8 protein-coding genes are annotated in these 12,717 nt (G+C 40.5%); all 8 read right to left on the bottom strand.

Annotated features, from left to right (window positions below; translation table 11 throughout):
- Nucleotides 1–15: 15 nt before the first annotated feature.
- The 8 genes from BMY66_RS04535 to BMY66_RS04500 all read right to left on the bottom strand — a co-directional run bounded on the left by BMY66_RS04535 (nt 16) and on the right by BMY66_RS04500 (nt 12,594).
- Nucleotides 16–1,608: a response regulator gene (locus BMY66_RS04535; protein WP_090394284.1), complete on the bottom strand. Its 1,593-nt coding sequence runs from the start codon at nt 1,606–1,608 to the stop codon at nt 16–18.
- Nucleotides 1,608–3,104, bottom strand: coding sequence for a sensor histidine kinase (locus BMY66_RS04530; RefSeq protein WP_074788688.1), 1,497 nt, complete (start codon nt 3,102–3,104; stop codon nt 1,608–1,610). The genes BMY66_RS04535 and BMY66_RS04530 overlap by 1 nt, the downstream gene beginning before the upstream one ends.
- A complete protein-coding gene (locus BMY66_RS04525; protein WP_090394283.1) occupies nt 3,097–4,143 on the bottom strand; it encodes a sugar ABC transporter substrate-binding protein in 1,047 nt (348 codons plus the stop codon). Before BMY66_RS04525 ends, BMY66_RS04530 begins: the two co-directional genes overlap by 8 nt.
- A 42-nt stretch (nt 4,144–4,185) precedes the next feature.
- Nucleotides 4,186–5,196, bottom strand: a complete 1,011-nt coding sequence (locus BMY66_RS04520; RefSeq protein WP_090394282.1) for a hypothetical protein — start codon at nt 5,194–5,196, stop codon at nt 4,186–4,188.
- A 129-nt stretch (nt 5,197–5,325) separates the two neighbouring features.
- A complete protein-coding gene (locus tag BMY66_RS04515) occupies nt 5,326–6,195 on the bottom strand; it encodes a CPBP family intramembrane glutamic endopeptidase (RefSeq protein ID WP_090394281.1) in 870 nt (289 codons plus the stop codon).
- Between the two features lie 26 nt (nt 6,196–6,221).
- Nucleotides 6,222–8,678, bottom strand: a complete 2,457-nt coding sequence (locus tag BMY66_RS04510) for a glycogen/starch/alpha-glucan phosphorylase (RefSeq protein WP_090394280.1) — start codon at nt 8,676–8,678, stop codon at nt 6,222–6,224.
- Nucleotides 8,679–8,803: 125 nt separating this feature from the next.
- Nucleotides 8,804–11,959 carry an isoleucine--tRNA ligase gene (gene ileS, locus BMY66_RS04505; RefSeq protein WP_090394279.1) on the bottom strand — a complete coding sequence of 1,052 codons (3,156 nt, stop codon included), beginning with the start codon at nt 11,957–11,959 and terminating at the stop codon, nt 8,804–8,806.
- Nucleotides 11,960–12,057: 98 nt separating this feature from the next.
- Nucleotides 12,058–12,594 (bottom strand): DUF4190 domain-containing protein, encoded by a 537-nt coding sequence (locus tag BMY66_RS04500; RefSeq protein ID WP_090394278.1) that lies wholly within the window; start codon nt 12,592–12,594, stop codon nt 12,058–12,060.
- Nucleotides 12,595–12,717: the final 123 nt, after the last annotated feature.

Genomic DNA, 12,717 nt, shown 5'->3' with positions numbered 1-12,717 from the left:
TCACCCCAATAATTATTAGTTACATTTTGCGTAGTCCGTAGGTGTCTTTCCAGTATACTTTTTGAAGTTACGTGAAAAGTAGTTTGGATCCGGATATCCTACCTCCGCTGATATCTCCTTCATTGACTTGCTAGTTGTCTTAAGCAGCTTTTTTGCTGCCTCGATACGTAGCTTTGTAAGATAGTCGATGAAGTTCTCACCTGTCTCCTCTTTAAAAACCTTTGAAAAATAATATGAACTTATATTAACCATTCGAGATATATCATCTAAAGTTAATTCCTTCATATAGTTTTCATCTATGTATTGCCTTGCTTTATTGACAACACTCATTGACTGTTCCTCCTGCTTGTTTGCCACCCAAACAGCAGCAGCCTTCATCTTCTCAATAAACCAATGCTTTACTTCGTTTAATCCCCCAAGATTTAAGAGTTCTGACAAATAGTTTGCCCTGCTTTTAAACTCGTATACACGAGCTGTCTTTTCATAAGATAGATGCTCAGCCCAAAGAACGAACTCCAGGCATTTCAATCGAACACTGTCATTATCATTTGCGTAGTTTTCTTCCATCCACTCAAAGAATGCCTGTGATAATGCCACCGTCTCATTTACATTTCCAAGGGATATTTCATTAAACAAACGCTTTTCCAAATCCATTGGATAGCTTTCCTCGTACTGACATGCAACAGGCATATCATCCACGTGAGCTACGTGGCTTGTGGTTGCTATCAACACTGAGTTTGCTTCCTCGTATGATTCTGCCATTCTATCCAGCGGCTTTACAGAGCCAAATCCAATTCGAAAATCCATATCGAATCTATCTGAAAGCTTCCTGCAAAGGGCTCTAGCACTTTCCACCACATTATTTCTTTCATTATATGGTAAGGTATTGCTATCTGTTGGAATAAGGATTGGTATTTTATTAGACATTACCGCTCCCATAATTCCCTTTATATAATCCTCTGTTATGGTATGAATCTCTCGATATGATTTCTGAGCCTGAATAGAAACTGCTACAGCGCTGGTCATGTAGTTTCCAACCATCTCTCTACCAAATACCATGCAGGCCATGTATCCATATTCCGAATCAATTCCAAGCAGAGTTTTGTAGTTGTCAATATCCTCTTTGAAATATTCCTTGAAAAGCAAATCCTGAATCAAACCATTTTCGATGATAGGCACTACCGTTTCCAGCTTTTCTCTAACTCGAAGGTCATTGCTTCGCTTTGCTCTTTCACCATCGATTTGCCCCATGGCTTTGTTTAGAATGGTGATGATTCCATCTCTACTAACCGGTTTGTTTAGGTAGTCCAAAACCCCCAGGGAAATAGCTTCCTTAGCATAATCGAATTTGTCGTACGCAGTCATTACTATAAATACGATATGACTGTTGGTCTTTCGAATTTCTCGCATAGCTTCGATGCCGTTGATGCCAGGCATCTGAATATCCATAAAGGCTATATCCGGCTGATATTCCTCCGCCAGCTCAATAACCTGTCTGCCAGTTTTGGCTGTACGGATATCGCACTTGCTTCCAAATTCCTTTTCTATTATGAATTTCAATGAATCGATGACTATTCCCTCGTCATCCGCCAACATTATTTTGTACATTACATTTGTTCCTTCTCATAATCCTTCTTTGGAAGATAAAGAATTGTCTCCGTTCCCATCTTTTCTCCCTCAGATATAATATCTAATACATCTTCGCTTTCGTAGAAGATGTTAAGACGCTCAATACAGTTGTTTAATCCAACTCCATTGGATGTTGATTTAGCAGGATTGCTCTTGTATGTGCCATCCAAAACCTGCTCAATTTTTTCCTGTGTCATACCAATACCATTGTCTTTAATGCTGACACATATATAGTCCCCCAGCTCATACACAGAAAGCTTGATTTTCTTGGTCCAATCTATGTTTCTAAGGCCATAGTTGATACTATTTTCAACAATAGGCTGAAGTATCATACTAGGTATCTTTACCCCAAGAAGTGACTCATCAATCTCCTTGGTGAACTGGATTTCCCCTGCAAATCTAACATTTATGATGTAAATGTAGATGTCTACAAGCTCAATTTCCTCACGCAAAGACACAACATCCTTGTTCTTTTTGATATTGTATCTAAAGAAATCTGCCACCCTTTGAATGTAATTGCTGGTCCTGTCTGCCCCCTCCATCATGGCAAGCTGGGCGCCAGCATTCAAAGTGTTAAACAAAAAATGAGGATTAATCTGCGCCTGCAAGTATCGAAGCTCTGCATCCTTAATATGGTTTTCCATTATCAGCTCGTTTTCCTTGAGACGGCGCTCCACTTCCATAGATTCACGAAGCTTTTCGATATAGTTCTTTATTGAAACAACCATTTTGTTGAATGCTTTTGTTACTACGCCAACCTCATCATTGCTTTTAACAGGCAGAAGCTCTACATTGAAGTCTCCCTGTGACACGCTGTTGGCTGTGGCAGCCAGCTTTATAAGTGGGTCTGCAATAGTTGATGCGATAAGTACTACGAAAAACAAATTGGCAATACCTATAATTACAAGTGTTAAAATATTCAGCTCTTCAAGTGTTTGAAGGGCGGTCATCATAGCTCCATAGGATTTAGAGTTGTTGATGAACTGCTGATTGTTGAGGTTTGTAATGCTGGTATCTATGTAGCCATATGTTCTGGCAGCCTCCTCATAGATACTTTTATACTTTTCTACATTACCACCACGTTTACTTTCAACTGCCTGGTTTGTAAGCTCCAGGTAGTTTTCCGACATGTTTTTAATATTTCTTTCAAGGACTCTGTTTTCATTATCATCCTTGTTATCATCCAGATTATCTACCAAATCAGAATACTCTTCTTCGTAAATATAATACTGTTCCAAAGCATCACTGGTTTTGGTATTTAGATAGCCTGCTGTGGCATTCTGCAAACGATCCAGACTCTCACTCAAATCGTTCAGCGTATTATTGCTGGCGTAGATAACATCCAAGGAGTTAAGCATCTGGGCAGTTCCCAAGTACAGCATCATGTTTACAAGGAACAGCAGTACCGTAGGAATACAAAATGACATAATCATCTTTTGTCTGAGGGAGATAGATTTTCGCTTAATCCTACTCATTTTCTACCTCCTCCATCGCTTCATCGATGTTGGTGGCATCGATTACATTTGCGTCAACACTTATGTAATCAGATACATATCCTGCATCCCTATATTCGATATATGCTTCCGCTGCAGATACACCAATGCTCTGTGCATCCACATATACTGTGCTAAGAATTACCCCCTGTTTAATTCCAGTAAGAATGGTAGGTGAAACATTACTTCCTAAAAGCATTATCTGACCAACTTTGTTATAGTCAATCATGGCCTGATAAAAGCTTTCTGTAGATTCCTGATCAAGACAGATTACAACTGGCGCCAAATCATTTTCCTTAAAGAGATTTTGGATATACTCCTCATTTGCAAAAGCATCCTTGCTTTCAACTGTACGTACTTCAAAATCCAGGTTTCCATTTGGCAATTCACGACCGTCCAATGCCGACTGCATATTATTAACAAAAGCACTTGCCTCTGTAGGATTGACTGTATTACCAGCTAAAACCATTACCTTCTTTTGCTTCGCGAGATTCTCAATTAAAGACTCTCCGTATAAGCTGGCGATAGTATAGCTATTAGCTCCAATATAGCTAACGCGATTTGCCATATCAATATCTGACTCCAATGTGAATACAGGAATATCTGCATGCTTTGCCTTTGCCACCATTTCGGCTGTCTCTGGTGAATCGTCTCCCTCTAGTAAAATAGCATCGCAATTGGATTCGATGGCCATCTCCATATACTCTGCTTTGGAATATGATTTGTCGATACTGGTAGAAAGCATATCCACATACACGCCCTGTTCAGCGCCATATTCCTTGGCAGATTTATATACATCCTGCCAAAAGTCCGATGAATCATTTGAAGAAATCATAATTACATAAGAATCGTACTGCTCATACTCCGCCTCAACCAGCAATTTCTTGGCTTCATCCATGCGTTGCTGATAGATTCCTATACTGATAACCGTAGCTATAAACATAAAAGCAACAGCACAACCTGCTGCAATAGCAAGTGCACTGTTGCTCTTTAATCTTCTTTTGCCCCCGAATATTTTCATATCATTAAACCCACCTAAAATACTTAGGTCAATTATAGCAGATTAGGTGGCAAAATCAACGTGCTGAACACTTCCGGCATGTCCGTCTGACTCATGTAAAAAGATACCTGTCTCACGCATAGCAGCCATTGCTTTGTGTTCATCATCATGCTGTACAAAATCCGTTCCTACACGGCCAAGATATATAGCTCCCACATCAGACTGCTTTAATGTATAAAGCTCCATATCTCCTTTTTCATTCATGGTCCAGACTCTAAGCTTCTCGAAGATGCTGTCATTTTCATCAATCCAGCCGTTGCAATCCTCATCAAAGATTTCAAGCTCTTTAAAGCCATCTCCTGTTGTTACTCCAAATAGCTCCTTCCCATCATTGATTTCGCCGTCTTCATTTCTATCAAGGGCCAGGAAACCTGAGCCAGCTTCCAACTGATGAAGATTATCCTTTTCCCCGTCTCCATCCAAGTCAAAATAGAAAGGCTGATCTGCTACCTTTGTTGGACGGTCATTGAGATTAACCACCAATGGATCAATATATCTTACAAAGTTTTCCTCCACAGATTGGAATTCTTCCTTAAATGATTCCGACATTGCAAAACCATAATTGAAATTCAGATGTCTCCCATCTGCAGTAACTGCTGTACCTACAGCCGAGTAAGCCAGCTCTTGGCTTTCACTGTATTCGTAGTTGATTGTGGTTGTTTGATAATATCCCTCATTGCTTTTAAAGATTTCCTGCAGAATGTTTTTAAACTCAGAATTATCGCCAAATATCTTGCTCATCAATATTGCTCTGAGCAAATAATGCATCGTCTGCATTCTGGTTTGCATATTTGCAACCACTGACTCTACAGGAGCTTTTTCTCCTGCTTCCTGCACCTCCCCGTTCTGGTTTAATTCATAGTTCAGAGATGAAAGGAATCCTTCTCCATCATCTGCCATCACCACATTGCCCAGCTTGATTGCCGGCCGAATAGTGTCCTCATACTCCACTTTCGTTGATGCAGTGAAAGTACTTTTTGCGGCCATTTTGACCTCGGAATTTTGAATTACCATGCTCTTTCCTCCTATAAATGAAACATAATTTATAAAGGGAAAGTCCGTTTTCCTTATCACAGTTTCTAGTAAATAGAAAAACCAGGAAGGCGTGCCTTCCTGGTCCTGTGATTATTATCGTCCGTGTAATTATATATCGGCTGTAAATTCCTTTTCCTTAACAGATGAAGCCCCTTTTCTGAGAAGAATTATTGAAACGTAAGTAACAACAAGGGAACCCAGCATCCACAAGAAGAATCCGATAATTGTATCGCCACCGTATGGCAAGAAATCTGAGCCATAGGTGCCAATCAAGTTAAATATCATATGGATAATAATTGTAACAAATATATTGTTGTATAAGTGCATTACATAGCCCATTCCAAGTCCAAGGACAAATGCATAGCAGCCTTGGATTGCATTCATATGGAAGGCACCAAAGAGGATTGCCTGTACAATGATTGCAAGGTAATATGGCATAACCTTTTTAGCTGCGCTAAATGTAACACCTCTGAAAATAAGTTCCTCGCATATTGGTGCAAGAATAACTGCATATATGCCCATAATAAGTGTAAGGCTGTCATCCAGTCCTGCAGTCTCCATAAGCTCTTCGTATTCCTCAAGCCATGATGGAAATGCACTAGCTAATGCAGCTGTAAGGTAGTTGCTAACGTATTGCATGCCTAAGCAAAAGAGCAACACGCCTGCTATTGTAGCTGGAACATTCTTTGATACCTCTGATAGCTTAGTCTGCTTATCATCACTAAATATCTTCTTCTGAACGAATGTAAAAATGATGATTCCAGCAACAGCATATATGATATAAAGAACATTTGCTCCATCCGATAGCATTGCATCTACAAGCGCATTAACAAGATCTTCGTAGGTACTGCCATTAAATGTAGCAAGTACATAAGTAACGATTGCTTGAATTACGAATAAGCTGGCTCCAACCTGCAAAACAAATGCAAGAATACATGGAATAAATATCCAAGGTATATATTTTCTTTTGTCATTCATAGTCTGTAAACTTTCCTTCTAGGCACTTATTTCAAATCAAGCTTATCCAAGTGCCAAATATCATCTACATACTCCTGGATTGTTCTATCTGATGAGAACTTGCCAACATGAGCTACGTTTTCAAGTGCCATCTTTGCCCATTTATATTTATCCTTGTAAGCCTCCTGAATCTTTTCATGAGTCTCACAATAAGATGCGAAATCCTTTAATACAAAGTATGTATCAGCCTTTGCTGTACACTGTGTATTTAAAAGAGAATTGTAAAGTGGGCGGAACAATTCCGGATTATCAATACTGTAATTGCCATTTACAAGCTGCTGCAATACCTTTTGAATGTGATGATTTCCATTCATAACATCTACCGGATTGTAGTCGTTATTCTTTTCGTGAGCAATTACCTCATCTGAGCTCATACCGAAGATGTAAATATTCTCTCCGCCAAGCTCCTGGTACATCTCTACATTTGCGCCATCCATTGTACCGATTGTAACGGCACCATTAAGCATGAACTTCATGTTTCCAGTACCAGATGCCTCCTTTGAAGCTGTAGAAATCTGTTCTGAAACATCTGCTGCTGCAAATATCCATTCAGCATTTGATACACGATAATCTTCAATAAAGACAACCTTGATTTTGTCGTCGATTGATTTATCGTTGTTGATTACCGCTGCTACATTGTTTATCAGCTTGATGATAAGCTTTGCATTTTCATAACCTGCAGAAGCCTTAGCACCAAAGATAAATGTAGTTGGATAGAAGTCCATCTCTGGATTTTCCTTAATCTGATTGTAGAGATACATTACATGAAGAATATTTAAAAGCTGACGCTTGTATTCATGTAATCTCTTAACCTGAACATCGAAAATTGAATTAGGATCAACCTCGATTCCATTATGCTCTAATATATACTTAGCCAGACGCTTTTTGTTATCGAGCTTGATATCCATAAACTCATCAAGAGATTTCTTGTCATCAACAAAGCTCTCTAACTTCTTCATCTGAGATAAGTCTGTAATCCAACCACGGCCAATCTTTTTGATTACCCAATCTGAAAGCTTGTAATTACCATGCATCAAGAAACGACGCTGAGTAATACCATTGGTCTTGTTGTTGAATTTCTCAGGATACATTTCGTAGAAATCATGAAGAGATACGTTCTTCAAAATCTCTGTATGAAGAGCTGCAACACCGTTAACACTGTAGCTTGCGGCGATTGCCATGTGTGCCATCTTGACCTGGTCGTCTGCAAGGATTGCCATACGATGTACTCGCTCCTCGTCACCAGGGAACTTGGCTCTGATTTCATCACAGAATCTGCGGTTGATTTCCTCAACGATCATAAAGACACGTGGAAGCAATCTCTTGAAGATATCCTGTGGCCATTTTTCAAGAGCCTCTGACATGATGGTGTGGTTTGTGTAGGCAACACAGTGTGTTGTAATCTCCCACGCCTCATCCCAGCCTAAGCCATGTACATCCATAAGGATACGCATAAGCTCAGCAACTGTCAGAGTTGGGTGAGTATCATTCATCTGGAATACAACCTTTTCAGGAAGCTTCTTGATATCCTTGTGATAACGCAAATACTTTGCAAGAGCTCTCTGAATAGATGCAGATACAAAGAAGTACTGCTGCTTTAATCGAAGCTCTTTACCCTGAATATGATTGTCGTTTGGATAAAGAACCTCAGTAAGGTTTCTTGCAAGGTTCATATCCTCAACCGCTCTGCTGTAGTCACCCTTTTCAAATGAGTCAAGTCTGAACACTTCCTTTGGTTTGGCATCCCAAATCATAAGAGTGTTAACCATACCATTATCAAAACCAGTGACAGGTAAATCATAAGGTGTAGCTATTACAGCATTATATCCCTCATGAATATACTTTGTTGTGCCATCTGGCTGACTGTCATAGCGAACCCATCCGCCAAATCTAACTTCAAATTCATACTCGGTACGCTGAAGCTCAAATGGGTATCTAGTCTGAAGCCAATTATCTGGAACTTCCTGCTGATAGCCATCCTCGATTTTCTGCTTGAACATACCATAGTGATATCTGATACCGCAGCCATAAGCTGGATACTGTAAAGTCGCAAGAGAGTCAAGGAAGCACGCAGCAAGTCGACCAAGACCACCATTTCCAAGTGCTGGATCTGGCTCCTGGTCCTCTACTTCGTTTATATCAACCCCTAATTCATCCAGGGCATCCATAACCTCTGTATATCCACGCATATTAATCATGTTGTTTCCAAGAAGTCGACCAATCAGAAACTCCATAGACATGTAATATACGCACTTTGGATCCTGCTGCACAAATGATTTTTGAGTAGTGAGCCAGTTATCAATTACCACGTCGTTGACAACTTCGGCGCAAGCTCTATAAATCTCCTCCTTAGTTGCCATCTCAAAGTCCTTACGGAACATAGTCTTGACGCGGCCTACTATCTCCTGCTCAATCTCTCTTGTGCTTGGCATCTGTCTCTTCATATCTCAAAACCCCTCCTAATGGCTCGCTCGTCACGGTTACAAGCATTAGTGTTTCTTCACTCGACAACACGTCTCCTTCAGAAACCTAATAGCTTGTTACCTACGAGCTATCTTTAGTATACGAATTACTTACGTGTTACGGCTAAGGTTACTTTCTCACCGTTGATGTTCCACTCTTTAACGAGGGAGCCGTCTGAACCCTCTGCGATTTCATCAGCGAGAACCTCACCTGCAATAAGCTCTTTGTTCTTAGCGAAGATTTCGTTAGCCTTTGGTGTTCCGGCATACGCTACTGTGATGCGGTCCATAACTTCGAAATCAGCTTCCTTACGCATTGTCTGAATTTTTGAAACGATTTCACGAACAAAGCCTTCCTCAAGAAGCTCTTCTGTAAGGTTTGTATCAAGAACTACTGTTACGTAGTTGTCTCCATCTGCTACGAAGCCTTCTGTCTGCGCCATAGAGATAAGTAAGTCTTCCTCTGCAAGCTCGATAGATGCATCAACCTCAGGCAATTTAATAACCCCATTTGCCTTAAGCTCTGCATATGCTGCGTTTCCATCAAGTGATGAAAGTGCCTTCTGGATGCCACCCAAGAACTTACCATACTTAGGTCCTACTGTACGAAGCTGTGGCTTGAATGAGTATGATGTGAATGCTGAAACATCCTCTGTGAATGTAGCTTTCTTGACATTAAGCTCATCCTCGATGATGCTAACGTACATTTCATCAAGCTCATGCTCAGCCTTGATGTACATCTGACCGATTGGCTGACGGTTCTTGATGTTGGCTGTATTTCTACATGCACGACCGTGAACTACAATCTTTAAGAGCTCATCCATATCCTCCTCAAGCTTCTTGTCAATGAATGATTCATTAACAGTTGGGAAGTCGCAAAGGTGGATTGACTCTGGTGCAGTCTTGTCTACTGAGCGAACCATATTCTGATAGATTTCTTCTGTCATGAAAGGAATCATAGGTGCTGCTGCAAGTGAGATATCCTTTAAGCATGTGTAAAGTGTCATGTAAGCATTGATCTTGTCCTGCTCCATGCCCTTTGCCCAGAATCTATCACGGCAACGACGAACATACCAGTTAGATAAGTCATCTACGAACTCGTCAAGAGCTCTAGCTGCCTCTGGAATCTTGTATGAACCAAGGTTGTCATCAACAGCCTTGATTGCTGAGTTGAGACGAGAAAGAATCCACTTATCCATAACTGCAAGCTTGTTGAAATCAAGCTCGTACTTTGTAGGATCAAACTCATCAATGTTTGCATATAAGATATAGAAAGCGTATGTATTCCAAAGTGTTCCAAGGAACTTTCTCTGACCTTCCATAACCGCATTCTCACCAAATCTCTTTGGAATCCATGGTGCTGAAGATGTGTAGAAATACCATCTGATTGCATCTGCTCCCATTTTCTCAAGTGCGTCAAATGGATCAACAGCATTGCCCTTAGACTTAGACATCTTCTGTCCGTTTTCATCCTGAACGTGACCAAGTACGATAACGTTCTCGTATGGTGCCTTATTGAAGAGGAGTGTTGATTCTGCCATAAGTGAGTAGAACCATCCACGGGTCTGGTCAACAGCCTCAGAAATGAACTTAGCTGGGAACTGCTGCTCAAATACCTCTTTGTTCTCAAATGGATAATGGTGCTGAGCAAATGGCATAGCACCTGAATCGAACCAGCAGTCGATAACTTCTGGTACACGCTTCATTGTGCCCTTACACTCAGGACATGTGCATGTAACCTCATCAATGTATGGACGGTGAAGCTCGATTGTCTCTGCGTCAGCACGTCCTGAAAGCTCTGCTAATTCCTTGCGGCTACCGATTGAAATCTGCTTGCCACAGTCTGGACACTCCCAGATGTTGAGTGGAGTTCCCCAGTAACGGTTACGAGAGATACCCCAGTCCTGAACGTTCTCAAGCCAATCGCCGAAACGTCCCTTACCGATTGATTCTGGAATCCAGTTTACAGTGTTATTATTCTTAATCAGGTCATCCTTAACTTCTGTCATCTTGATGAACCATGACTCTCTAGCATAGTAGATAAGTGGAGTGTCGCATCTCCAGCAGTGTGGATACTCATGCTCAAACTTTGGTGCTTCGAAAAGCTTGCCTTCAGCATCAAGATCCTTAAGTACGTTAGGATCTGCATCCTTAACGAACTGACCAGCATATGGTGTCTCAGCTGTAAGCTCACCCTTACCATCTACGAACTGAACGAATGGAAGGTCGTATTTACGTCCAACCTTTGCATCGTCCTCACCAAATGCAGGAGCGATATGTACGATACCAGTACCATCTGACATAGTAACGTATGTATCACATGTAACGAAGTGTGCCTTTTTATGCTGCTTTGTAGCTGCAACGCCAGCGCACTCAAAAAGTGGCTCGTACTCTTTGTACTCAAGGTCTGTACCCTTATATGTCTCAAGTACTTCGTATGCCTTTTCGCCTTCTTCAGCAAGCTTGCCTAATACTTTGTCTGCAAGTGCTTCAGCAAGAATATATGTATATCCATCAGCTGCCTTTACGCGGATGTATGTCTCATCTGGGTTAACGCAAAGTGCAAGGTTTGATGGAAGTGTCCAAGGTGTTGTTGTCCAAGCAAGGAAGTAAGCATCCTCACCTACGATTTTGAAACGAACGATTGCTGAACGTTCCTTAACTGTCTTGTATCCCTGTGCAACTTCCTGTGCAGAAAGTGGAGTACCACAACGTGGGCAATATGGAACGATTTTAAAGCCCTTGTAAAGGAGCTTCTTGTCCCAGATAGTCTTGAGAGCCCACCACTCTGACTCGATGAAATTGTCGTCATATGTGATATAAGGATTGTCCATATCTGCCCAGAAACCTACTGTGCCAGAGAAATCCTCCCACATTCCTTTATATTTCCATACAGATTCCTTACATTTCTTAATGAAAGGCTCCATACCGTATTCTTCGATCTGTTCTTTTCCATTGAGGCCAAGAAGCTTTTCAACTTCAAGCTCAACTGGAAGACCATGTGTATCCCAACCAGCCTTACGAGGAACGAACTTGCCCTTCATAGTCTGATATCTAGGAATCATGTCCTTGATTGCACGAGTCTCAACATGCCCAATGTGAGGCTTACCGTTTGCTGTTGGAGGGCCATCATAGAATGTGTATGTCTCTCCTTCTTTTCTTGAATCCATTGATTTCTGGAAGATATCATTTTCCTTCCAGAACTTTTCTACCTGCTTCTCCCTTTCAACGAAGTTCAGGCTTGCGTCTACCTTGTTGTACATATAAAAGTAATTCCTTTCTAGAGGATATCCTTTCTCGTCAGATATCCCTTCTCTTATTTAAATATGCCAAAAAGTGCTAAAAGCACCTCTAACCAAAATTATAATGTATCATCCTCATCTAATGAATGAAGCTCGTCCTCTAATATCTGATTGTCATCTAGATAATTGTCCAAGTAGTCCTCATCGTACTCTTCGTAATACTGAAGAATGTCTTCGCTTGCGTCATAAATGTTTGCAATATTTGCAATAATAACTACGTAGCAAACACAGCAAAGAACAATGCTTATAATTGATGTGACGATACCTGCAATAGCGAGGCCTTGGTTACCCTTTTGTCCTTTTGCCTGTGATAAATAAATGCAACCAAGAACTATTGAAACCAAAGCTAATAAAATATTAAAGAATGATAAGAATAACAGCAAAGCAATGATGCCTAACACCAGTGATGCTATAGCTAAGCCATTATCTGCCTTTTTAGGAGGCTGCTGATAATAGTATGCTTGCTGATTATATCCGTAGTTTGGATTGTTGTATTGATTATTAAATTGATTATTGTACTGATTGTTATATTGGTTGTTTGTATTCTGCTGTGATGACTGTTCATTTTCATCTTCAAACATGTAATCGTTACCCATAATATCTCCTAAATTATATAATTAACCTAATCTTAATTATGATAACTGTTTATGCCCTATTTTACAAGCAAAACCAAAAAAACCACCCTTTTTGCAAGGGTGGTAAAAAATCAATTAATTTTA

This window comes from Pseudobutyrivibrio sp. C4, assembly GCF_900111635.1.
GTDB lineage: Bacteria > Bacillota > Clostridia > Lachnospirales > Lachnospiraceae > Pseudobutyrivibrio > Pseudobutyrivibrio ruminis.
The sequence above is the reverse complement of the archived record's forward strand: the minus strand, read 5'-3'. Positions and strand labels throughout refer to the sequence as shown.